A 24,416-nucleotide genomic window follows, 5' to 3' on the forward strand; every position below is an offset into this window, starting at 1 on the left:
TATAACAAATATTCAGAAAATTTGGAAAGAAATTTGGTTATTTATTCACCTCGAATAATTTTTTCACGCAAAAAAGCTCCCTTACGGAAGCTTTTTTATCTATGTTAATGATGAATTAAAGACGTGCGTTCAATTCTGCTGACAAGTCTTCAAATCCTGGTTTACCAAGAAGAGCAAACATGTTTTTCTTGTATGCTTCTACACCTGGTTGGTTGAATGGGTTAACAGCGTTAAGGTAACCTGAAAGACCGATAGCCAACTCGAAGAAGTAGATTGTGTAACCAAGAGTGAATTCATCTTGTTGAGGAAGTGTCAAGAACATGTTAGGAACACCACCGTCAGTGTGAGCAAGAAGAACACCGTCAGTTGCTTTTTTGTTTACGAAGTCAACGTCTTTACCTTGAAGGTATCCAAGACCGTCAAGGTCTTCTGACAATTCAGGGATAACAACGTTTTTACGTGGTTTGTCAATACGAACAACTGTTTCGAAGATGTTACGGTAACCTTCTTGGATGAATTGACCAAGTGAGTGAAGGTCAGTTGAGAAGTTAGCAGATGTTGGGTAGATACCTTTTTGGTGTTTACCTTCTGATTCACCAGCCAATTGTTTCCACCATTCACCGAAGTATTGAAGTGATGGTTCGTAGTTAGCCAAGATTTCAGTGATGTAACCTTTACGGTAAAGAATGTTACGAATAGCAGCGTATTGATAAGCGATGTTTTCTGAAATTTCAGCAGAAGTCAATTCTTGACGTGCAGCGTTAGCACCAGTCATAAGAGCTTCGATGTCGATACCAGCGGCAGCGATTGGAAGAAGACCTACGGCAGTCAATACTGAGAAACGTCCACCAACGTTATCTGGAACAACAAATGTTTCCCAATCGTTAGCAACAGCTTCAACTTTAACAGCACCTTTAGCTTTATCAGTTGTAGCGTAGATACGTTTGTTAGCTTCTTCTTGACCGTATTTTTCAATCAAAAGTTCTTTGAATACACGGAAAGCGATAGCTGGTTCAGTTGTTGTACCAGATTTAGAGATAACGTTTACTGAGAAATCTTTATCTTTAACGTATTCAACAAGGTCTGCAAGGTAAGTTGAAGAAATTGAGTTACCAGCGTAAAGGATTTGTGGACCTTTACGGTCTGCAGATGCTTGTAGGTTATAGAAGTGGTTGCTCAAGAAGTCGATAGCCGCACGAGCTCCAAGGTAAGAACCACCGATACCGATAACAACAAGAACTTCGCTGTCTGATTGGATTTTAGCAGCAGCTTTTTGGATACGCGCAAATTCTTCTTTGTCGTAGTTTTCAGGAAGGTCTAACCAACCAAGGAAGTCAGAACCTGGACCTGTACCTTTACGCAAGTATTCGTCAGCAGCGTTGACTTGCGGTTGCATGAAGTCGATTTCTTCTTGTTCGACGAATTGACCCAAAAGTTTTGAATAATCAAATTTAATATGTGTCATTACAATACTCCTCAAAAAATTAAATTTCTCTTCTATATTACTCTTTTATGCATGATTTTTCAATGATTTTTACTAAATTATCTCATTTAAATAAAGCGTTTACCAAGTTGCTGAAAACTTTCATGAAACAACCATTTTGTGATGAAAATTTCACAGATTTTTACAGTTATAGCCACGTCACAACACAGATGACACTTGATTTATCTAAACGATTAAACACGATTAAAATATTTTAATTCCTGCCCCTATTTCGCCCCTTTTAGTCTCTTAAATAAAAAATAATCCTCTGAAACGATTGATTTCAAAGGGTTTTAGTTTTATATACAAAAAGAGCACACACCTACAATCGCTTAGGGCTGCTGGATTCCTCCCCTGACCCACTTCACGCGCAGATGTTGCTCCGAGGAATATTATATCATAATTTCTAGATTATGCAAACTAAGACTGTTCTTTGGCAGCTTGCTTAGCTGCTTTTTTCTTTTCACGGTTTTTACGGAAAAAATCTTGCATGATAGCTGCACATTCGGTCTCTAAAATCCCAGTCTCCACTTCCACTCGATGATTGAGACGAACGTCCGTCAGAATATCATAAAGACTGCCTGCACCGCCAAATTTTTGATTGGCAGCCCCATAAATCACTTGCGGAATGCGGGCAAGCCCAATAGCTCCGCTACACATCACGCAAGGCTCAATGGTCACAAATAGGGTGCTATCTAGCAAACGCCAACTACCTTCGTTTTCATTGGCATCATCAATCGCCATGATTTCAGCATGCAAAATGGCTTTCTGACGTTCTTCACGCGCATTGTGTCCACGTCCAATGATAACACCGTTTTTCACGATAACACAGCCAATTGGGATTTCCTCTTTTGCTAGCGACTTTTGCGCTTCCTTGAGCGCTTCTCGCATGAAATATTCCTTTTCTTCTTGTGTAAATTCAGCCATTATAGCTCACCAAGTTGCCATGATTTGTGTGGCTCAGCTAAATCAACAGGAACACCGTCAGCATAATTTTCTGCTTCTTCTTTAAGCACTTGAAGGTGATTTTCGGCATCAATGCCTTGTGGTGGAACTGGTGGCGTATGCGTCAAGACAAGGGATGTCACACCTGCAGCCTTGGCAATTTGCCCTGCTTCTTTGGTTGTCAAATGCGCTGGATGATTTTCATTTCCCGCATAAAGGTAAACATCTGCCAAAAAGAGGTCAGCGCCTGCAGCAAATTTATCCAAACCTTCAAAATAGCCTGTATCACCAGTGAAAACAAGTGTTTGCCCTGTTGCACGTTCGACAATACGAAAAGCATAGCAAGGAACAGGGTGGACGGTTTTGATAAAGGTAATGTCGAATGGACCGATCTTCTCAACGCCGTTGACATCATAAGCTTTCCCTTGAGAAACACCGTCTAAAGTCAGTTTAGCAAATTCTTGCTCATCTTCGGTGTGTCCGTAGATTGGCAAAATTTTAGGCTCCCAGAGATGTTTGGGATATAGTTGGAAATAATGGCGTAGCACGCCTAAATCAGCAACATGGTCAGGATGATAATGCGAAATAATCACCGCATCCAAGTCAAGTGGGCTGATTTCTTTTTCTAATTCTGTGACAGCACGGCTTCCGCAATCCATAAGCAATTGAAAACCGTCCTCACTCGTAACGAGATAAGAGGTCGTTCCGCCGTCTTTATATGGGTAAGCTCCCCAGCAACCAAGTGTTGTGAGTTTCATCGTAGAATCCTCCTCTAGTAATGCTTACTCACATTATAACATTTTTTGAAAACTATCTCTTACGACACCATCAGTCTATCTTTAAATTTATAGGCTACAACACTAGCAATAATTGCCTTAATCGTATCTCCTGGGATAAATACAAGATTTGATAAAAGAGAAGTCAACAAAGGTGTGTGTATATAAACAGATAGATAAATTGCTCCCACCACATCAACAAATAAAACACCGCCTAGTAAAATTGCAATTAAATTATTAATAAAAGATGATGTCTTAAAAATTTTCAAAATCACATTGATTAGAATTGGCACAAAAAACCAAGCAACCACATAACCAGCCGTTGGTCCAGCAAAAACAGCAAACAAGGTACTACCAGAAAAAGCTGGAATAAACATCCCCAAAAGGAAAAACAGAAGAATCGACAAGCACCCTTTTTTCCAACCTAAGAGCACACCTGCTAACATGATTCCCAAATTTTGCAAAACAATTGGAACAGGGATAAAACCCAGTGGAATGGCTGGAATAAAACCTAAAATGACAAGAATAGTTGTCATCATTGCAATATAAAGTAAATCTCTCACGTTTTTCATAAATTACTCCTTAAAATAAATGGTTTCGTGTAAGCGACAGTTCGGATTAAAGTCATGATAACAATATGGACAAGCCCCTTTTTTATACTCCGCATAAGTTAAAAAATGGCGGCAATTACCACAAAGAACAGGTGAGGCAGCTTTTACCGAAACTGATTCAAAAGGGTGATTTCGTAGCTGATTATGACATTGATAGCAAGCAAAATAATCTTGGCACTTACCACATTTGAGAGCAACAATGTCCTGTTTTGTATGATAATGTTTGCATCTTCCTTTACTATCAAGATTAATTCCATAAATTATCATAATCATCAACCTCCTAACAAAGTTTACTACTTTATTTATTTTTAGTCAACTCATTTATTTTTATTGGTTAACTCTTTTTTGAAATCTTCTCACTGATAAAGCGCAAAAAGTCTGGAGCAGCTTTGCCCCAGACTTGGTATGATATTAGAAATTACGGTCACTCTTGTTATAGCCGTAGCGTTCAAAGAAATCTTCGCGGAATTCCAAAAGATTATCATCCATAATAGCTTGACGAACTTTTTTCATCAAGTTGACAAGGAAGTAAAGGTTATGATAGCTTGTCAAACGAAGCCCAAAGGTTTCATCAGCTTTAAGCAAGTGACGAATGTAAGCACGTGTGTAATTGCGACATGTGTAGCAATCACAATCATGGTCAAGTGGTGTGAAATCTTCTGCGTAAGCTGCATTTTTAACCACCAAACGCCCTTCACTTGTCATACATGTTCCATTTCGAGCGATACGTGTTGGAAGCACGCAGTCAAACATATCCACACCGCGGATAACACCGTCAATCAAACTATCTGGTGCACCAACGCCCATAAGGTAACGTGGTTTATTTTCTGGCAACATTGGCACTGTGAAATCAAGCACCTCATTCATTTCTTTGTGTGATTCTCCAACGGCAAGTCCACCAATTGAATAACCTGGGAAATCCATGCTGACCAAGTCACTAGCTGATTGGCGACGAAGGTCTTTGAAACCAGCACCTTGCACGATACCAAAAAGCCCTTGGTCATGTGGACGACGATGTGCTTTCAAGCCACGTTCAGCCCAACGACTTGTACGTTCGATTGATTTTTTAACGTAATCATACGGTTGGTAGAATTGAGGACATTCATCAAAGCTCATCATGATGTCCGAGCCAAGATTATTTTGAATAGAAATGGCTTTTTCTGGTGAAAGGAACATTTTAGCACCGTTAAGGTGGTTTTTAAAGGTCACCCCTTCTTCGGTGATGTTACGTGTATCAGCCAATGAATACACTTGGAAACCACCACTATCAGTCAAAATTGCTTGGTCCCAATTCATGAATTTATGAAGTCCACCAGCGCGAGCGATTAATTCGTCACCTGGACGTAACCAAAGGTGATAAGTATTTGATAGGATAATCCCTGAGCCCATTTCCTTGAGCTCTTCTGGCGATTGTGTTTTAACCGTTGCTTGTGTCCCAACCGGCATAAACATTGGCGTTGGGAATGTGCCGTGTGGTGTGATAATTTCACCCAAACGCGCACCTGTGTGTTTTTCTTTCTTAATTAAGCGATACTTAATCGGATAATCTGTCATTTTCTTCTCCTAGCTACCACAAAAAACAGTTGTGGGCATTTTTAATATTGTCATGATTAAACAGTAATCAGACTGAGAATTTGAGACTGAAAAGCTCATTAATCTCTTGCCTTGTATTATAAAAAATACAAAGCACAACCTTTACGATTTTACCAAAAATCACATCTTTTGTCATGTCTCTCTGATTTAGTGTGCTATCTCTAATACAATATGATATAATTGAAAACGTGGAAGTAATTATTTTTTAAGGGATATAAAGGAGGTCCATTATGAAAGCTTCAGAAACACGTCGAAAAGCTAGAGAATTTCTTAAAACACTCTCTGGTAAATATCAACTATTTATTGTTTCTATTGTTTTAGCGATTCTTACCGTTTCAGTTTCTTATCGTCAAGCGATTTTTACAACAAGCAACGGTACTGAATTTAGCATCACAGAATCAGTTCCAAGTATCATTGGAATTCTGTCTGCACTATTTCTTGCGTCAGCAAGTTATGCTGTACTTGACGTGATTCGTCTCAAACGTGACCACGTCGAAGTAGGAGACAACATGATTGTCTTTTCAAACGAATTATTTGGGAAATACGTTTTGACAGCTCTTTTAAAATGGCTATTTCTCTTCTTATGGTCTTTGATTGCTGGTGTCGGAATATTCATTTTCGCTATCGGAATTACTTACGCAGCTATAGATGATTCTGCTGCGGGGTGGGTTATTGTGATTATTGGTTTGATTGCGATGATTGCAGGATTTGTACTTGCTATTATGAAAAACTATTCATACAGCATGACAACCTACATCCTTTATGATGATGTCCAAAACGGCACTTATGAAGGTCCTCGTAGCATTATTGATAAGAGTACAAAACTAATGAAAGGAAACAGATGGCGTTTCTTCTGCCTACAATTTAGCTTCATTGGTTGGCATATTTTAACAGTATTCACTTGTGGTTTGCTTTACTTCTACACACTACCATATACCACAACAGCTAACCTCTTCTTCTACGAAGATTTACTAGAAAATGCTGAATAATATAACAAATCACCCTAGCCTTGCTAAGGTGATTTTTTTATGTTCAGGTTTATGACCAAAGTCCAACTTGAACCTTTACTTATCCTCGTGATAGGTCATAAAAGATTCGCCTGCTGCTTTTAGTTTTTCTTGGCATTTTGGGCAAATACCATAAGCTGTCAGTTGAATTTTTGTGATTTGATAACCTGTTTGTTCATAAGCTTCTTTGCCAATATCAATGGCATCAACATCCATAAAATCAGCAATTTCACCACAGTTTTTACAAACAATGTTAATGTGCTGATGTCCCATAAAATCATAGTAAGTTGTGGTGTCGTTTGTTACTTTTAACTCGGCAACAAATCCTTCATCAACCAATACTTTCATATTGTTATAAACCGTTGCTAAACTCATATTAGGGTGTTCTGGCAATAGGTCTCTATAAATTTTATCGGCACTAGGGTGCTCATGACTATTTATAATATAAGCAATAATGGCTTTACGAGTCTCCGTTATACGGATGTGTTTCTTTTTGAGATGCTCAATGACATTCTCATAGGCATCCAAAGGACGGTGGTGAGTGTGAACATCCATTATAGCTCTCCTTATCTAATTTACTAAGTTAATTATAACATAGTTTAAAAAAGTACATGTCAAGACACGCTCACCTATTTTATTACAAAAATCAGACAATTTCAAGTTACTGAGAGATTTTTTAGTAAAAAATTGATGAAATCGGATTTTTGAAATGTTACTTTTGGATTTTTGTAAATATCGACATAAATTTCTTGACTATTTCTCAGGTTTAGTCTTATAATATATTTGTCGTTAACGACATAAAATAATCAAAAGGAGATCAACAGATGACAAAAACATTTAAAACTTTGGACGATTTTTTAGGAACTCACTTTATTTACACTTACGATAATGGTTGGGAATACGAATGGTATGCTAAAAATGACCACACTGTTGATTATCGTATTCATGGCGGTATGGTTGCTGGGCGTTGGGTCAAAGACCAAGAAGCTAATATCGTTATGCTCACAGAAGGTGTTTATAAAGTTGCTTGGACAGAACCAACTGGTACTGACGTTGCCCTTGATTTCGTGCCTAATGAGAAAAAATTGAACGGTACGATTTTCTTTCCTGCTTGGGTTCATGAACATCCTGAAATTACGGTTTGCTTCCAAAATGAACACATTGATTTAATGGAAGAATCTCGCGAAAAATACGCTACTTATCCAAAATTAGTCGTTCCTGAATTTGCTCACATTACCTATATGGGTGATGCGGGGCAAAATAACGAAGATGTCATCTCTGAAGCACCATACGAAGGCTTACCAGACGACATTCGTAATGGGAAATACTTTGATGATAATTACAAACGTTTGAAAAAATAATTATCTAATCTGGCGAATTCTTGCTATACTAGTTATAAACAACTATTCATTACAAGGAGGTCTTATGCCTAAAGAACGTCTCTTACCCTATATCATTTTGGGGATTGTCAAACATTCTTCACCGATTACTGGGCAGGCTATTACGAAACAATTTGACAATGAGATTGGCGAATTTTGGCGTGCTTCTCATAGTCAGATTTACCCTGAATTAAAACGTATGTCCAATGACAATTGGCTCAAACAAACGACCTCTGAAGATAATGCTAAAGAAAAATATTACCAATTAACGAGTGAGGGGGAAGCAATTCTTTCTAACTGGTTAGAGGAGACGGTCGAGGAAGCGCCTATTCAAAAGGACCTTTTCTCTTTAAAAATGTTCTTTATCCACGACCAAGCTAATCCACGGATTTTGTCCTTATTAGAGGAAGAACGTCAGATTTTGCTAGAACAGCTGGCGCATTTTAAAATGCGAGAAAAATTACTTTTTTCAAGCTCAAAAGATATTAATCGCGCCTACGGTCACTACCTTATCCTAAGCCGCGCCATTTCGCGTGTTAGCAGTCAATTGAGCTGGATTGAGGACACTATCCAGCAATGGCAGAAACATCATAAAAACTGAGAGTCCGCAAAAAGCGACTCTCAGTTTTTTTGTTAGCTTACAAGCCTTGATATTCAATCTTGATGCATTTGTTCATGACAATTTTATCACGTCCTGCAGCTTGTAAAATATCAGCAGCTTCTTGACTTTCTAGACCAAGTTGCGCCCAGAAAATGTCGGCATCTGTTTCAATGAAATCTTTGGCAACTTCTGGTAGAAATTCACTTCGTCTGAAAACATCAACAATGTCAATGTGGACAGGAACATCTTGAAGTCTAGCATAAGCTGTCTCGTTTAAAATTTTCTGTCCTGCTAATCTTGGATTGACAGGAATAATCGTATAGCCAGCTTCTTGCATGATTTTTGAAACACCATAAGCTGGACTATTTTCACGATGTGATAAACCAACAACAGCAATGGTTTTGGCATTTTTTAAATAATCAGCAATCACATCTTGACTAGGATTTTGAAATGTTGTCATCTGGCTGCCTCCTAAAAATTAATTAAACAATATTTGTTTAAATGCCAATATTGTATCTAAAAAAATATTACTGTAAATTTTTAAGTTTTTCTTTGGATAATGGTTTAACTGCAACAGATTTTGCATCTACCATGAAGATACCATCGGTCAATGATGCTAAAAATTCCTCATAACCAATATCTGCAAGTTTTTTTCCTTTAGCATCCATGATAAACAAACGTGGAGTTAACATTTTCTTACCTTGATATTGTTGTTGATGTTGAATTGTTAATTCAGGTATTGCAGGTAAAACAGTTAATGCTTCACTGTTAAGATAATTGACAGGAAGGATGAATTCATCATTGTTTTGTTCAATTTTAAAAACTTGTTGCTCTGAAAAATAAGCATTAATTTGTTGGGTCAGCCCTAGTCGTTTATCATAACTGTCCAAAAGTAGTTGGTCATCAGGAACATTAATAATTTGTCCGAAGTAATTTTGATTAATAAAAATTGGTCGCCTAATACCTGATAATTGGACACCTGAGTGAACTTGAAGTTCTTTTACTAGTTTACCAATAGCTTTTAAAAGGACAGATGTGAAATGATAGTCCAAAATACTATCATGTGTAAATGTTTTTCCTTGACTTTGTACAGTATTAACCTCAAGAATCACTAGTAACATTTTTAAAAACATTAAAGCGCCAGTCCAATCAGAAGGTGTCGCTAACTCTGAAATAGAGAGTTGGTATTTAGAATTTTCGTAAGAAAGACGAAATCCAAATGTTGATTTTCCTTTTACTGCAAAAAGAATAGATTGGAAAAGTGAAATCTTAGAATCTTGGTTTGGAGTAGTCTGTGTATCTTTGGCAGCAACGCTTATACATTCAAAAAGTTCATTTTGAAGTAAATCTCCAATGGTTAATACCTTATCACTACTAGTTGTAAAAATAATTGATTCCAATATGATGTCCTTTCTCTAGTCAATCGGTAAATCTTCTCTTGTTCTTAAAATTGTGACTTCACTGACAGGGATTCGAGAAGAATGGTAGAAACGATGGCCGTACTGATTATCCACCACTTCAGCACCTTCCCAGATGTCATTTGCCTTTAAGAATTCTACATCGTCAGTAACAATGGTAATCCATGAATCAGGTTGATCAAAGTTATCGTCACTTGATTGGAAGATTCCATATTTTTTACCATTGATTAATGCTACGTCGCTGACTCGATAAATTTTTTCAATTTTGTCTCTAGGAATTAATTTTTTATAGGTAACTAGATACCCCTTTTCTATTTCTCCGGTATTGTAATTTTGGTGTACAATAATTTCTTCTTTTATTGCTTTATAACCTTCTTTTAGTGATTCTTTACTGTCAGAAATCAAATAATAATTACCATTCTCTTCCTCAAAATTAGTAAATTTTTTTCCATTATAGACTAAAAAAATTTTTTCCATTTCATCCTCCTACATATACGAATTTTCCATCTTTAACTACCCCAACAAGAATTTCATCACCGTCAATATTTAAAAACATTTTAGCGCCATTTTTTAGTAGGAGCCCTTTATTATCTGGTTTAACAGTTTTATATTCCGGTGTTAAGTACTCCTCTGATTTAATAAAACCATGCCCTGTTGCAGGGTCTGGGTCTAATCCAATCCCATTCTGTTCTCCAAATGGGATGTCTATGTAACCTGTATCTTTGGTTTGAAATTCAATACGGACATAACCATCAGTAATAATATTCCCATTGGCATCTACAAATTTGGAACCATCATAATCTAGACGTAACCCCTTAACTGCTTCTTCAATATTAGTGATACTAGTGACGTCTTCTCGTTTGGTAATATACCCCCTGATTCCCCAAGCATTTTCTCCAAAATAATTATCAGCCTCTTCGATTGGAATAATCTTTTGCATGACAGTTTGACTTGTTGGATTAGGGACGGCATTTCGAATATCAATCATCATATCATATTCAGCTTGAGTCATATCCACAACACGAGTAGCACGCAGCCTGTTGAATTCTGCTTCAGTTATATTATGTTCAATGAGCTTTTGTTGGATAATTTCGTAAGTTGACTGTCCAACCTTCACCCCATCTTCAACTTTTCCAACAGTCGAGGCAACTTCGCTGGTTTCTGCGAGTTTAGTGAGGGCGCTGGCTTCATCAACGTACTTGAGTTTGCTAACTGAAGCGGGACCAACTAGTGTAGCCACATCAAAGACATAGCCACCTAAAGCATAGTCGTCACCTGTTTTAACAGCAGTAACAAAGTCCGTTCCAATCTTCCCAAGCTCCTTACCAACAGCACCCCAAGCCTCGGCGTCCAGAGCCAGCAAGCTGTCAGTAAACTCACTAGCTGCAAGCAGATTATTGGTAGCACCTGTTATGTCGTCTTTAATCCATTGGGGCGTTTGATGACCAGTAACATAATCAACTCCCATTTCAAGCCCTTCAACCGTTAAGTGACTCAATTCGCCAATTCCAATAGCTAATTGGTCTACCGTTTCCGAGGCTTTAGAGATAAAGCCAAGGACGGACAAAGCTAGGGATTTATCAACTGCCCCACCAAAGTAATCCCAATGGGTCTGCTCTAAGGTTTGTCGTGCTCCCTCAAAGAATTGAGCATCTTTGGCGGCTTGACTTTGTAACCAAGCCTCAACAGGGTGTTGTTTGGCCCAAGCTGCCTGGGCTTCTTTGGCAGCTTCCTCTTTAGTCAGCTTTTCTTGCTCTTTTAGCTGTTTATTGACAGACTTAATCCCTTTAGCAAAGCTAGCGTCATTGACAAAACTTAGGTACTGACTATCACTATAACTTAGGCTTGTTGTCTGACTGACTTGGTTGACCTTGCTGTCAATGGCGGTCAACAGGCTTTCAGAACTAAGCTCACTTCCAGCACTATTAAAGCTCGTCACCTTATCAATGGTATTGCTTAGGTATTGGCTAGCGGCATCACTATCCGTGTCGTAGTTACTTTGTGGGCTAGGGAGCGAAATCAAATCACTAACACTGGCATAGATGTCGGCAATGGTTTCTTCTTGCTCCCCATGTTGATTTTTAAAGTTGCTTAGCTGGTCTTTGAGCTGATTAAGGTAATCCTCATCTAAAACCGCAGTTGTGGAGGTTTCACCAACACTTGCTTGAAATGCTGCGATTAACTGGTACATATCGCTAGCAAGGAGCTTGGTCGTATCCGCTAACCCAACGAGAATCGCCGCATCAACGTTGTTCAGTTGGTGGTAAATCGCTTGTCCTGTTTGACCAGTCAAAGCTTCAGAGGTGATAATCTTGTTAACACTCTTTTTGGCTGTTTCAAGCTGTTCTTCTAAGCGCTCCGCTTCTTGGCTTAACTTAGTAGCTGCTTTGGTCAACTCAGCTAACGAAACATGAAAGCCCATAAAAATCCCCTCCCTTTAGTTGAACTTCCAGCAAAAGGAGAGGACTAGCTATCACTTGTCCTAAATATAACATAAATTTCCTCCCTAAATTTTGTCATCATTATAGCATAAAAAACTGGAATTTTCAGAATTTAACATAAAATAATGTCAAAAAACCAAGCTACCAAAGTTTGGCAGCTCGGTTTTTTATTTCTATTTTGCTTCGTACCATGTTTGTCCTGCATTTTCGTCTGCAATGAGGGGGACTGATAAGTCAATCGCTGATTCCATGGTTTCTTTGACCAATGTTTTAACGGCTTCAAGTTCATCTTTTGGTACTTGAAGAATGATTTCATCGTGTACTTGTAGAAGCATTTTTGTCTTGAATTGACCGTCAACTAAGGCTTTGTCAAGGTTAATCATGGCAATTTTGAGAATGTCAGCTGCGCTACCTTGGATTGGTGAGTTGATAGCTGTGCGTTCTGCAAATTGACGAATATTGAAATTACGTGAATTAATATCTGGCAACTCTCGGCGACGGTGGAAAAGCGTTTCGACATAACCTTTGTCTTTGGCATCACGCACTACGCGTTCCATGTAATTTTTAATACCTGGGTAGCGTTCAAAATACGTTTCAATGTATTTTTTAGCCACTTTACGTGGAATGCCGAGGTTATTAGCAAGCCCATAATCCGAAATGCCGTAAACAATACCAAAGTTAACAGCCTTAGCGTTACGACGGTCATTTGGTGTGACATCTTCTGTTTTTTCAATGCCAAAGACACGCATGGCTGTTGACGTGTGAATGTCTGCTCCTTCACGGAAAGCCGCAATCAAATGCTCATCATTTGAAATGTGGGCTAGAATACGCAATTCGATTTGTGAGTAGTCAGAACTTAAAAGCACTTCATCTTCTGTCTCTGGGACAAATGCTTTACGAATCAAGCGCCCTTGTTCCAAACGTACTGGAATGTTTTGCAAGTTAGGGTCAACACTAGACAAACGACCTGTTTGCGTCAAATCTTGTAAGTAACGGGTGTGAATTTTTCCGTCCTGCAAAATGAAATCCTGCAAACCAACGATATAAGTTGATTGCAATTTGGCAATTTGGCGATATTCCAAAATTTTAGACACGATTGGCGAGATTGGCGCCAATCGTTCCAAGACATCCACCGCTGTTGAATACCCTGTCTTGGTTTTCTTCGTGTAGCTTGTTGGCAATTGCATCTTGTCAAAGAGCAATTCACCCAATTGTTTTGGCGAATTGATATTAAATTCCATGCCCGCCAAATCGTAAATTTCTTGTGTCAACTCATCGATAACAGCCTGGTTAGAAGCTTCCATTTCTTGAAGCGTTGCTTTTTTAACCGAAATACCTGCAATTTCCATTTTAGCAAGGACATTTGCCAACGGTTGCTCCATGTCAAAGAGAAGGCTGGCTTGTTGGTGTTCTGTCAACTTGTCTAGCATGACTTTCTCAGAATGGTTCAAAACCACAATCTTACGTGCTAAATGGCTGAGCAGCACTGCTTTTTCAGGAACGGCACGCTTAACCCCCTTGCCATAAACAGCTTCGTCACTATCTAAAACATAATCCGTGTAAAGTCGTGCAATAGTTGACAGTTCATTGTCATCAACCGTTGATAGGAGGTATTTTGCCAAACGGCTGTCAAATGCTGGCGCTGGTAAATCAACACCCAAATGACTAAGCAAGACTTTGCTACGTTTAAAATCGTAAGTTTTGATTGGTTTAGCTAGCGCTGCTTTGAACAAATCGTCCTTAAGAAGGTCAAGATTGGTTGACGCATAAATCGCCTTGTCATTTCCCCAAGCAAAGCCAATGATATTTTCAACGTGATAATTATCACCTAAAATTTCAAAATAGAAAAATTGGTCATCCGTGAACATATCCGCACTCAAGCTATCCACCTCGGTGTAGCTAACGTCGAATTTTTCTTGTTTCTTCGGAGCACCTAGATTGTCTTTAAATTGCTTGAAGCCCATTTCATCGTAAAATGGTACTAATTTGTCCAAATCTGGTCCTTGATAGTTGATGTCGTCCAAACCAATGGTAATCGGTGCACTGATATTGATAGTCGCCAAAGTCTTAGATAAGAAAGCTTGCTCTTTATCATTAATCAAGTTTTCTTTCATCTTAGATTTTTTCATGCCGTCAATGTTTTCGTAAACACCTTCAAGGCTGCCGTATTCTAAGAGTAATTTAAGACCAGTTTTTTCGCCAATTTTTGTAACGCCAGGGATATTATCTGATTTATCCCCCATGAGCGCTTTAAGGTCAATGAATTGTTTAGGGGTGATTCCCATTTTTTCCATGAGGTAGGCTGGGGTGAATTCTTCAAATTCTGCCACACCTTTTTTGGAAATTTCGACGGTTGTGTTGTTATCAGCTAATTGAATAAGGTCTTTATCTCCGCTGACAATGGTAACGTCGTACTCGTCCTCATTTTCAGCTAATTTATCCAATGTTCCGATAATATCATCAGCTTCATAATTTTCCAAATCATAGAAAGTAATGCCAAGCGCACTAAGCATTTCACGAATGTAAGGTAATTGCTCACGGAATTCATCTGGCGTTTTGGCACGACCTGCCTTGTAATCTTTGTACATTTCTGTACGGAAAGTCGTCTTACCAGCATCAAAAGCCACCAAAACGTGTGTTGGCTGAACTCTTTCTAATAAATGATTGAGCATGAGGTGAAAACCGTAAATGGCATTGGTATGCAAACCAGCACGATTTTTAAAGCGATCAATCTGATTATACAGTGCAAAAAAGGCACGATAAGCAACGGATGACCCGTCAATTAAAAGTAATTTTTTCTTGTTTTCCATGGCTTTATTATAACATATCTTGAGCTTTCATTTGGCTTTGGAAGGTTGAATCCGATAAATATTCTCAATCATTTAAATACTATAATTCTTATTTTAACAATCATATCATTATATGTTACAAATCCATCTCTGGATGACTTATATCTACTAATCCAACGCTTGTTTCACATTTAAAAATTTGCCTCAAATAGATTTCAAGTTCATCTCTTGCAGCGATTACACGATTGATATTTAGATTAGTAAAACCATCAATTGGGAAAAATATATTAGACGATTTCGTTGTAATTTTTCCATGTTCACTTTGTCTCCATGTCCAACGACGAGTACGAACCTGATGTCCAACTGCATAGACAACTTCGCCCATATCTGGTGTTTCTTCTACATTTCCACCAAAAGGTAAGAAACTGTCACTTGTTTGTGCAAGACGAATACAAATATCTTTATCATCTACTCCTAAATCATGCGCTCCTATTGGTAATGTATATTTTAAAGATATTGCATTTCCTAAATCTACGATAGGATTAATATGTGGCATACCTTTTCCTTTAGCAATACGAGTAAACATTGCTTCAATTGAACAAAGGTATTTATTTGGATTAATTCCTAAAGCTCGAAAGGCCTCTCGATATGGAAGAATGTCAGGTTCTTCTTTAACCTTTTTCCCCTCAAATTGTCGTGAGGTTGACTGAATACATTCATCCAATAATTGATTAATCAGCGGATATACTTTACCATTATCCACCCCTTTTGCTACGACCACTCCAAAACAAGCATTGGGCATTTTTTCAAATATTTCTTGTTTAACTACAAATTTCATAATTTCACCTTCACTCTCTGTGTTTAACTGGAATACAGATTTCTGTTACAAACTTATCTGGATCATCTGTAACACCGTAGTCAATAAGTGTCATTTCACGAGAAAATCCTACAATCTGTAACTGGTGTTTTTCAATATAAGCTAATAATTTCTTATATTGCTTAGAAGCTTCTGTGTGACTGCCACGAAAACGTAAACGTACGCATAATGTTTCTGGTAATATATCAGTCTCACCTGTATAAATATCTTCTTGGTCTAAAATTAGAAAAATACCATCATAGCGGTCTATCTGTGCTTTACATAAATGTTCTGCAGAAATCCCTAATCCAATCTTACCAAGAAATACGACAGCCTCCGTGTCTGATTGGTCTAATTTTCGAATTGGTTTTTCCATGTCAAGAAAGCCATCAATTTTTAAAGGTTCATCAACCCATACAATACGACTTTCTGGAAGATGTACTAAAGAAATGGTATCTACAGGCACTGTTTTGGCATCAGACAACCAATTTAAACGATGTTCAATCTTTTGCTCAATTCGCTTTAATTCCTGCTGTTTTTCCAAGACAACATTTTTTTGTTGCTGTAATTTTTCTTCGATTACGTTAATATCTTTATTTTGCAAGAAATCTTTAATTTCAGAAAGCGGCATATCTAAAGCACGTAAATAACGTATCGTATTAAGCACTTCAAATTGCTCAGGTCCATAGTAGCGATAACCCGAATCAGACGAGATATATTCTGGGGTGAGTAATCCCAGAGCCTCATAATGCCGCAAACTACTGACACTGACATGAAACATTTTTGACACTTCACCGATTGAAAAGATATTTTCTTTATTCATCCTTTATCTCTCCTTCTAAGATAAGTGTATTTTGACGATGTATGATAATAAATGCCATTAAACAAATTAAAACCGAAAGTAAAGAACCTGCTGCTGTTGCTAATCCCATTGGAAATAGTGTTGCAGGAAACAGTATTGATGTAAAATATGCTCCTGGAATGCGAACCAATATAATGGCTAAAATATTATGTAAAAATGATAATTCTGACTTTCCACAAGCACAAAAATAACCACTAAAACTAAAATGAATACCTGCAAAAATACAGTCCCAAATATACCCTCTGAGATACTGACCACCAAGACGAACCACTTCAGCTCCATCTATTGTTGTTTTATCCGTAAACAAAGCAATAATCGGCTCTGCTGTAAATTGAATGATAATTGAAACTATAATACCAAAAATAACGGTAAGCGCAACTGCATATTGTAAGGTTTTTATAGCACGCTCTGGCTTCTTCGCTCCTATATTCTGTGCACCTAAAGCCGACACCGTTGATAACATTGAAGATGGAATCAAAAATAGAAAACTCATAACTTTCTCTACAATCCCAACTGCTGCCGAATCATTTAATCCTCTCAGATTTGCAATAATCGTAATGATGATAAATGCAACCTGAATTAAACCATTTTGAAAAGCAATAGGAATACCAATTTTCAACATTTCTCCCATTATTAAACGATTAGGTTTAAAGGCCTCTTTTTCAATCATAATGTCTTTACGTTTCAAAGTGACTATTAGGGATACAATGACACTAATTGCTTGCGATAATGTTGTTCCAAGAGCTGCTCCAGCAGGTCCAAAATGTAAACCACCTATAAAAATATAATCCAAAATAATATTAGCAACACAAGCTACAGCAATAAAATACATTGGACTTTTGCTGTCTCCCATGCCACGAAAAATTGAACTAATAATATTATATGCCGTAATAAAAGGAAGCCCAATAAAACAAATTGTTAGATAAACTATCATACCATTTACTGCTTCTTTTGGGGTGGACATAACAGAAACAATGGGATGTATAAAACTCAATAGAATAACTGTTAACACAACAGATAGTATCATAAACAATGTCACAGTATTCCCAATATTTTTTGCTGCATGTTTCTTATTTCTAGCACCGATAGCTTGCCCAATAGTAACCGTTGTTCCCATGGCTAATCCAACAATTATGACAGTAAACATATACATGACCTGTGAACCGTTAGAAACCGCTGTTATACTTCCAACATCTCCAAATTGACCAATAATAAATAAGTCAGCCATACCGTAAAGCATTTGTAAGAAATAAGAAAGTAAATATGGCAAAGAAAACAAAACGACACTTTTTAATACGCTGCCCGTAGTAAGATTTTTTTCCATTAACATTTTCCCTTCTCTAATTATTTATATACAGTATAAACTCTACAACGGTTATAGAGTCAATATTGGATAGAAATTTCAAAAATTCTTTCATCATTTAGCAGAAAAATGGGTATTTCTTAAAACAAATCATATTCACTTTAATTTTTTCTTGTCTTGGAGTTAACTTAAAGGTATATAATAAAAGCGTAAAGGAGGTATTTTCATGGTAGAAACATTTAAACTTAACGACAATCGTGATATTCCTGTGCTTGGTTTGGGAACTTGGATGATTGCGACTGATAAAACTGCGCAGGCTGTCCGAGACGCATTGGAAATGGGTTACCGCCACATTGATACTGCACAAGCTTATGGCAATGAAGCCGAAGTTGGTGAGGGAATCCACACGTCAGGCATTCCTCGTGAGGAGATTTTTGTTACCACGAAGGTCGCTGCTGAGCATAAAACATACGATGCCGCCGCAAAATCAATCGACGAATCGCTGGCTAAAATGGGGCTTGATTACATTGATTTGATGATTATCCATAGTCCGCAACCTTGGGCAGAATGGCGTGATAGCGATAAGAATTTCGACGAGGGGAATTTGGAAGCTTGGCGTGCTTTGGAAGATGCTCAAAAAGCAGGAAAAATTAAATCTATTGGTGTGTCAAATTTCTTGATTTCTGACTTGCAAAATATTTTAGACAATGGGGCTGTAACGCCAGCGGTCAATCAAATCTTAACGCACGTTGGAAACACGCCTTTAGCATTGATTGACTTTTGTAAAGAACACAATATCCTAGTCGAAGCTTATTCGCCAATCGCACATGGTGAAGCTCTCAAAAACAAAGACATCGTGGCAATGGCTGACAAATATAATGTTTCAGTAGCTCAACTTTGCATTAAATACGTCATTCAACTTGGTCTTGTTGCCCTTCCAAAAACAGCGAATCCTGAACACATGAAATCAAATGCCGAGCTAGATTTCGTGATTTCAGATGAAGATATGGCTATCCTTAAAAATATTGACTTCAAAGATTACGGTGAATTTTCTGGTTTTCCTGTCTTTAACGGAAAATAATTTTTCTCTTAAGATTTCTTTAAGGCTACCTTTTTATACTTTAATCATTCCTAAAACTTTCACAGCTGGCTTTGCTAGCTAACGTTCACTTTAGCACCTCCCAAGCTGAGTGAATGTATCTTTTTCATAATCTCCTTAAAGTCTAGCCTTTGGCTAGGCTTTTTGTGTTGAAAAAAACACTTCCGCTATGCTGGAAGTGCCATTTTATCATTATAAATAATTCACTAAATACATCAAAATTGGGACAATGAGCATAGTGAGAAGGGTTGATTCGGTCACCATAATGGCTGCGTAATCTGCGTCTGCTCCGTAAAGTTTTGCGACAACGGGGGCGTTTGTCATGACAGGCATGGCTGATTGGATGATAAAGACTTGTTTCATTAGTAATGGCATTTGCGTGTGGCTAACAATCACCATCATTAACAGCGGAGCTACAACAAAACGTCCTAAAAGGACCAAAACATTGTCTTTACTAAAACGCAGACGTGACAGCCCTGCATTTGCCACCGAAATCCCAATAAAAATCATTGATAGCGGAATCGTAAGGTTGCCCAAATATTGAAAGTCGCTAAGTAAAAAGGCAGGCAGTTGGATGTTCAATAGCACCAAAATCACCCCAATAATAAAACCTAAAAGCGGTGGTGAGAAAATTTTTCGTAAACTGTCACGAAAGTCAATCGTGGCAGAATGACGTCCATCTTTTTGGATAAAATAAGTTCCAATCGTCCAAAAGAAAGTCGTGTTGCACATATAATAAACCAAAACGTAAGAAATGCTTTTATCGCCAAAAAGGGCTTGATTGATGGGCAATCCCACAAAAATGGTATTGGAATTAAAAAACATAGAGACAAACAAGCCCTGATGTTTTTTATCTACGGCAAATAGCTGCGCTACCGCCATGGCAATCGCAAGTAGAATAATCATCGAAAGAGCAGGAAAACGCAATTGTGGCAGTATTTTTAACAATTCATCAGCCGTGAAACGACCAACAATCGTATAAATCATGTAACATGGTAAAGCCACTTTGGTAACCAATTTTGCAATCAAAGAGGGGGTCTGGTCATCAAACCAACCTTTTTTAGCTAAAACATAGCCCACCATAACCATGACCAAAATAATTAAAACACCTGAAATACTATTCACAAACGTTGCCATTACTTACTTCCTTTTAAACTAATTATTTTCAGTATAGCATATTTTCTTAGGTTTCTTAAGCACGGTTAAAAAAATCAGTAAAAAACGACTGGAAAACAGTCGTTTTAATGTTAGGTATTAGCAAAAACATCTACTGTATTAAGGGAGTTATCAAATACAGTAGGTACGAAAGCTCCCGAGGAGATTAGAAGGAACTTTCTTTGTATCGTAAAACATTATTAAAGATGATTGATAGTGTTGACAATATTATCAACTGTGAAACCGTAGTGTTCAATCACCTCTGATGCTGGTGCTGAAGCTCCAAACGTATCAATACCGATGACTTTGCCGTCTAAACCAACATATTTATACCATGGTTGGGTTGCCGCCATTTCAATAGCAACACGTTTACGAACAGCATTTGGTAGAATCATTTCTTTATATTCTGCTGATTGGGCATCAAATAATTCTGTTGACGGTACTGAAACAACTCGAACCTTACCACCTTGGGCAACTAATTTTTTAGCTGCTTCTACCGCTAAATTAATTTCTGAGCCTGATGCTAAAAGAATGGTATCAAAATCTGTGCCTGATTCGTAAACAACATAAGCACCTTTTTCGACGGCTGTGAAACTTGTTCCTTTTTCAACAACTAGATTTTGACGTGTTAAAACAAGCGCTGTCGGCGTTGATTTTTGTGTCAAAGCATAGTGCCAAGCGGCCTGCGTTTCACGAGCATCTGCTGGGCGAAGCACTGTCAAATTTGGAATTGCTCGCAAGCCTGATAATTGTTCAATTGGCTCATGAGTTGGTCCGTCCTCACCAACAGCAATGGAATCATGAGTGAAAACATAGACAACTGGCAAGCCTTGGAGAGCAGACAGACGCATGGCAGCTTTAAGATAATCAGAAAAGACAAAGAATGTCCCACCAAAAACGCGAAGCCCACCATGCAGTGCCATACCATTCAAAATAGTTGCCATACCAAACTCACGAACACCAAACTGAATATTGCGATTAAGTGGATGTTCAGCATCTTGTAAGCCATCATCGTTAATATAAGTCATGTTTGAATGAGCAAGGTCAGCTGAGCCACCAAGAAAATTAGGAAGAACCGCTGCTGCCGCATTAATTGCAGCTTGTGACGAGTGACGTGTTGCTTGTGAAAAGCCATCGTCAAAAGCAGGAAAATCTGCTTCTGTGAGCGTTGCTGGGTTCTCTCCTCTAATAATAGCTTCAACTTCTTTAGCTTCATTTGGATAGGCTGTTTTGTAGTCTGCGAGCATTTCTAACCATTTTTGATATGCTGCAACCCCACGCTTCTCTACATTTTCTTTAAAATCATCATAAACCTCTTCGGGAACGTCAAACGGTGGATACTCCCAGCCAAGATGACGTCGTGTGGCAGTTGTTTCTTCAGCACCGAGTGGAGCTCCGTGAACTGCATTGGTTCCACCTTTTGTTGGTGCACCGTAGCCAATCGTTGTTTTAATTTCAATCAAGCTTGGCTTGTTAGAAGCTTTTGCTTCTTCGATAGCAAGACTAATGGCATTGATATCTGTGCCGTCTTCAACAATAGCAGTATGCCAACCATAAGCATTGTAGCGTGCACGAACATTTTCAGTAAAAGCAGCATTTGTCTCACCATCTAGGCAAATATCATTTGAATCATAAAGAACAATCAACTTATTCAATTGCTGTTTAGCTGCGTAAGATGATGCTTCGCCAGACACTCCTTCCATAAAGTCACCGTCACCAGCGATAACATAAGTATAGTGATTGAAAATTGGAAAATCTGGTTTATTGTATTTTGCAGCTAAGAAACGTTCCGCCTGTGCTAGTCCGACAGCCATAGAAATCCCTTGACCTAGTGGCCCAGAGGTTGCATCCACACCATCAGTATGACCGTATTCGGGATGACCCGGCGTTTTTGACCCCCATTGACGAAAATGTTTCAAATCATCAATTGTAACGTCAAATCCTGACAAATGAAGAAGAGCATAAAGCAACATTGAACCATGCCCTGCTGATAAAATGAAGCGGTCGCGATTAATCCAGTTTGGAACAGCTGGATTGACATGTAAATGTTTAGTGTAAAGACTGTACGCCATTGGAGCAGCTCCCATAACGATTCCTGGATGACCTGATTTGGCTTTTTCAATGGCATCAATTCCTAAAAAACGAATAGCATTAACAGATAATTGTGACATAATATTTCTCCTTGTGAAATCATTCTGCTAACTTTTAGGATTATTCACCCTTAAAAATTTTCCAATCCTGCATAAACTGTGTTAACCCTGAATCCGTCAAAGGATGTTTGGTCATTTTATCAAAAACAGCATCTGGAATGGTAGCAATATGAGCACCTCGTTTCGCAACGTTCTCAACATGAACTGTATTACGAATGCTGGCTGCAATGATTTCCGTATCAAAGCCATAAAAATCAATGATTTCTCGCAAATCTGAAATCAATTGGTAAGCATCTGTGCCGATGTCTTCCAGACGTCCAACAAATGGACTGATAAAGGTTGCACCAGCTTTGATAGCCATAAGCCCTTGAGATACCGTAAAAATAAGAGTGACGTTGGTCTTAATGTTTTCTTTTGAAAGCACATTGACTGCTTTCAACCCTTCCATTGTCATCGGAATTTTGACCACAATATTGTCTGCCCATTTAGCAATATCACGCGCTTCAGTAATCATTTCTTCAGCTGTTACACCTGTGACTTCTGCCGATACGGGACCGTCAACAATCTGGCAAATTTCCTTGATAACCGTCTCAAAATCACGCCCTTCACGGGAAATAATCGTTGGATTGGTCGTGACACCATCCACGACACCTAGTTCATTAATCGTTTTAATCGCCGAAACATCGGCTGTATCTAAGAAAAATTTCATTATTTGTCTCCTTTTCATTTTTTTCTGATAAAATAAAGGGCTGATACCAACCCTTTATCCTACTAAAGTAAAGCTTTAAACTGGATATTTGAATCGTGCTCAAATGCATCATCAAAGCCACGTGGGTGGTGATATTCAATACGGTCTTTATCTTGTGGATAAACATATTTACCACCAACTTCCCAGATAAATGGGTGGAATTGATATTGTAGGCGTTCTTTGCGCATCTTCCAGAGAGCAAGGATTTCATCCGTTGAAGCCATAAAGTTTGACCAGATGTCATAATGCACTGGAATGATAACCTTGGCACGAAGATTTTCAGCCATCCGAAGAAGGTCAATTGAGGTCATCTTGTCTTGAATACCAATTGGGTTGTCCCCATAATTGTTAATCGCAACGTCAATGTCGAAATCCTTACCATGTTTTGCAAAATAATTTGAAAAATGTGAATCGGCACCATGATAAATCGTTCCACCTGGTGTTTCAAAAATGTAATTAACTGCCTTACGTGCCATTTCTTCATCTGTCACAGCAAGTCCTTTCAGACTATCATTATTTTCCTTAGCACCGTCAACAGGAAGCGTCACAAGACACGTACGGTCAAAAGATTCAACAGCGGTCACTTTAACATCTTTAAATTCAAAACTTTCTCCTGGTTTGATGATGATGATGCGTTCTTCTGGAACACCCCATTTTTTCCAAATTTCCCCACATTCATAAGGTCCCACAAATTTAACGTGGTCAAGTTTTGGATTGTTTACAATGGCAGCAGCGGTATTGATATCAATATGGTCACTATGGAAGTGAGAGACGAGGTAGTAATCCAATTCATTAATGGCAAATGGGTCAATAACCATTGGTTGCACGCGCAAGTTCGGTTGTAACTTACGAACCCCCGCCATATTTGCCATTTGATGTCCCCAAACCATATCTTTGACTTTCTTGGTTGATTTTCCTCGATTTGACCAGAGGTCCATAACAATATTTGCACCTCCTGGTGTCTTAATCCAAACACCACAATTACCTAACCACCACATAGCAAAATTATTTTCAGGAACGACTTCTTCTTCAATTTCTTCGTTGAGCCAAGTTCCCCATTCAGGAAAAGTATTTAAAATCCATGATTCACGTGTGATGTCTTTAACATTAGCCATTTTGCTTTCCTCCTATTTGTGTTGTTACGTTATTCATTTACAATAACAGTATAGTCTAGAAAGCGATTCCAAAAAAGACCAAGTA

General features: G+C 38.2%; 23 protein-coding genes and 1 other RNA gene. 4 read left to right on the forward strand and 20 right to left on the reverse strand.

Features of this window, described 5'->3' with window-relative positions:
- Nucleotides 1-115: 115 nt before the first annotated feature.
- The 7 genes from BTR42_RS11485 to tgt all read right to left on the reverse strand — a co-directional run bounded on the left by BTR42_RS11485 (nt 116) and on the right by tgt (nt 5,369).
- A complete protein-coding gene (locus BTR42_RS11485; RefSeq protein WP_009855085.1) occupies nt 116-1,465 on the reverse strand; it encodes a glucose-6-phosphate isomerase in 1,350 nt (449 codons plus the stop codon).
- 321 nt (nt 1,466-1,786) lie between these two features.
- Nucleotides 1,787-1,872, reverse strand: an RNA gene (ffs, locus tag BTR42_RS11495) — signal recognition particle sRNA small type.
- A gap of 31 nt (nt 1,873-1,903) precedes the next feature.
- Nucleotides 1,904-2,410 (reverse strand): tRNA adenosine(34) deaminase TadA, encoded by a 507-nt coding sequence (gene tadA / locus BTR42_RS11500; protein WP_009855087.1) that lies wholly within the window; start codon nt 2,408-2,410, stop codon nt 1,904-1,906.
- Nucleotides 2,410-3,186: an MBL fold metallo-hydrolase gene (locus tag BTR42_RS11505; protein ID WP_039694316.1), complete on the reverse strand. Its 777-nt coding sequence runs from the start codon at nt 3,184-3,186 to the stop codon at nt 2,410-2,412. The genes tadA and BTR42_RS11505 overlap by 1 nt, the downstream gene beginning before the upstream one ends.
- A 59-nt stretch (nt 3,187-3,245) precedes the next feature.
- Nucleotides 3,246-3,776, reverse strand: a complete 531-nt coding sequence (locus tag BTR42_RS11510) for a biotin transporter BioY (RefSeq protein WP_077497806.1) — start codon at nt 3,774-3,776, stop codon at nt 3,246-3,248.
- Nucleotides 3,777-3,779: 3 nt separating this feature from the next.
- On the reverse strand, nt 3,780-4,088 hold the full coding sequence (locus BTR42_RS11515) for a CHY zinc finger protein (RefSeq protein WP_009855090.1): 309 nt from the start codon (nt 4,086-4,088) through the stop codon (nt 3,780-3,782).
- A gap of 138 nt (nt 4,089-4,226) precedes the next feature.
- Nucleotides 4,227-5,369 (reverse strand): tRNA guanosine(34) transglycosylase Tgt, encoded by a 1,143-nt coding sequence (gene tgt, locus BTR42_RS11520; RefSeq protein ID WP_003066739.1) that lies wholly within the window; start codon nt 5,367-5,369, stop codon nt 4,227-4,229.
- Between the two features lie 269 nt (nt 5,370-5,638).
- Here tgt and BTR42_RS11525 point away from each other — a divergent pair, with 269 nt between their 5' ends.
- Entirely contained in the window at nt 5,639-6,397 is a 759-nt protein-coding gene (locus tag BTR42_RS11525) for a DUF975 family protein (protein ID WP_061458136.1), read from the forward strand.
- A 75-nt stretch (nt 6,398-6,472) separates the two neighbouring features.
- On the opposite strand, the gene perR is transcribed toward BTR42_RS11525, so the two are convergent.
- Nucleotides 6,473-6,970 (reverse strand): peroxide-responsive transcriptional repressor PerR, encoded by a 498-nt coding sequence (gene perR / locus BTR42_RS11530; protein WP_074658311.1) that lies wholly within the window; start codon nt 6,968-6,970, stop codon nt 6,473-6,475.
- 269 nt (nt 6,971-7,239) lie between these two features.
- Between perR and BTR42_RS11535 the strand changes: the two genes are divergently transcribed.
- Complete coding sequence (locus BTR42_RS11535; protein ID WP_009855093.1) at nt 7,240-7,776, forward strand: phenolic acid decarboxylase; 537 nt, start codon at nt 7,240-7,242, stop codon at nt 7,774-7,776.
- A gap of 64 nt (nt 7,777-7,840) precedes the next feature.
- A complete protein-coding gene (locus BTR42_RS11540; RefSeq protein WP_077497808.1) occupies nt 7,841-8,395 on the forward strand; it encodes a PadR family transcriptional regulator in 555 nt (184 codons plus the stop codon).
- 37 nt (nt 8,396-8,432) lie between these two features.
- Here BTR42_RS11540 and BTR42_RS11545 read toward each other — a convergent pair whose 3' ends face one another.
- From BTR42_RS11545 to BTR42_RS11580, 8 genes are all read right to left on the reverse strand, one after another.
- Nucleotides 8,433-8,855: a CoA-binding protein gene (locus BTR42_RS11545; RefSeq protein ID WP_012962581.1), complete on the reverse strand. Its 423-nt coding sequence runs from the start codon at nt 8,853-8,855 to the stop codon at nt 8,433-8,435.
- 67 nt (nt 8,856-8,922) lie between these two features.
- Nucleotides 8,923-9,795: a DUF4299 family protein gene (locus tag BTR42_RS11550; RefSeq protein ID WP_077497810.1), complete on the reverse strand. Its 873-nt coding sequence runs from the start codon at nt 9,793-9,795 to the stop codon at nt 8,923-8,925.
- Between the two features lie 15 nt (nt 9,796-9,810).
- Nucleotides 9,811-10,290, reverse strand: a complete 480-nt coding sequence (locus tag BTR42_RS12765; protein ID WP_074629979.1) for a UCP033725 family protein — start codon at nt 10,288-10,290, stop codon at nt 9,811-9,813.
- Nucleotide 10,291: 1 nt separating this feature from the next.
- Nucleotides 10,292-12,235: a T7SS effector LXG polymorphic toxin gene (locus tag BTR42_RS11560; RefSeq protein WP_077497812.1), complete on the reverse strand. Its 1,944-nt coding sequence runs from the start codon at nt 12,233-12,235 to the stop codon at nt 10,292-10,294.
- Nucleotides 12,236-12,427: 192 nt separating this feature from the next.
- Nucleotides 12,428-15,064 (reverse strand): DNA polymerase I, encoded by a 2,637-nt coding sequence (gene polA, locus BTR42_RS11565; RefSeq protein ID WP_077497814.1) that lies wholly within the window; start codon nt 15,062-15,064, stop codon nt 12,428-12,430.
- A 115-nt stretch (nt 15,065-15,179) separates the two neighbouring features.
- The gene (locus BTR42_RS11570; protein WP_077497816.1) at nt 15,180-15,881 is read right to left on the reverse strand and encodes a B3/B4 domain-containing protein; all 702 of its coding nucleotides are present in this window, start codon (nt 15,879-15,881) and stop codon (nt 15,180-15,182) included.
- Between the two features lie 10 nt (nt 15,882-15,891).
- A complete protein-coding gene (locus tag BTR42_RS11575; RefSeq protein ID WP_077497818.1) occupies nt 15,892-16,722 on the reverse strand; it encodes a MerR family transcriptional regulator in 831 nt (276 codons plus the stop codon).
- On the reverse strand, nt 16,715-18,085 hold the full coding sequence (locus BTR42_RS11580; protein WP_077497820.1) for an MATE family efflux transporter: 1,371 nt from the start codon (nt 18,083-18,085) through the stop codon (nt 16,715-16,717). The genes BTR42_RS11575 and BTR42_RS11580 overlap by 8 nt, the downstream gene beginning before the upstream one ends.
- Before the next feature lie 205 nt (nt 18,086-18,290).
- Here BTR42_RS11580 and BTR42_RS11585 point away from each other — a divergent pair, with 205 nt between their 5' ends.
- A complete protein-coding gene (locus tag BTR42_RS11585; RefSeq protein ID WP_077497822.1) occupies nt 18,291-19,145 on the forward strand; it encodes an aldo/keto reductase in 855 nt (284 codons plus the stop codon).
- 210 nt (nt 19,146-19,355) lie between these two features.
- On the opposite strand, the gene BTR42_RS11590 is transcribed toward BTR42_RS11585, so the two are convergent.
- From BTR42_RS11590 to ulaG, 4 genes are all read right to left on the reverse strand, one after another.
- Nucleotides 19,356-20,300, reverse strand: coding sequence for an AEC family transporter (locus tag BTR42_RS11590; protein WP_077497824.1), 945 nt, complete (start codon nt 20,298-20,300; stop codon nt 19,356-19,358).
- A 218-nt stretch (nt 20,301-20,518) separates the two neighbouring features.
- Entirely contained in the window at nt 20,519-22,489 is a 1,971-nt protein-coding gene (gene tkt, locus BTR42_RS11595; protein ID WP_077497826.1) for a transketolase, read from the reverse strand.
- 40 nt (nt 22,490-22,529) lie between these two features.
- The gene (gene fsa / locus BTR42_RS11600; protein WP_077497828.1) at nt 22,530-23,177 is read right to left on the reverse strand and encodes a fructose-6-phosphate aldolase; all 648 of its coding nucleotides are present in this window, start codon (nt 23,175-23,177) and stop codon (nt 22,530-22,532) included.
- Between the two features lie 62 nt (nt 23,178-23,239).
- Nucleotides 23,240-24,331, reverse strand: coding sequence for an L-ascorbate 6-phosphate lactonase (ulaG, locus tag BTR42_RS11605; protein ID WP_009855108.1), 1,092 nt, complete (start codon nt 24,329-24,331; stop codon nt 23,240-23,242).
- Nucleotides 24,332-24,416 lie beyond the last annotated feature (85 nt).

Source organism: Streptococcus gallolyticus subsp. gallolyticus DSM 16831, from assembly GCF_002000985.1.
GTDB classification, from domain to species: Bacteria; Bacillota; Bacilli; order Lactobacillales; family Streptococcaceae; genus Streptococcus; species Streptococcus gallolyticus.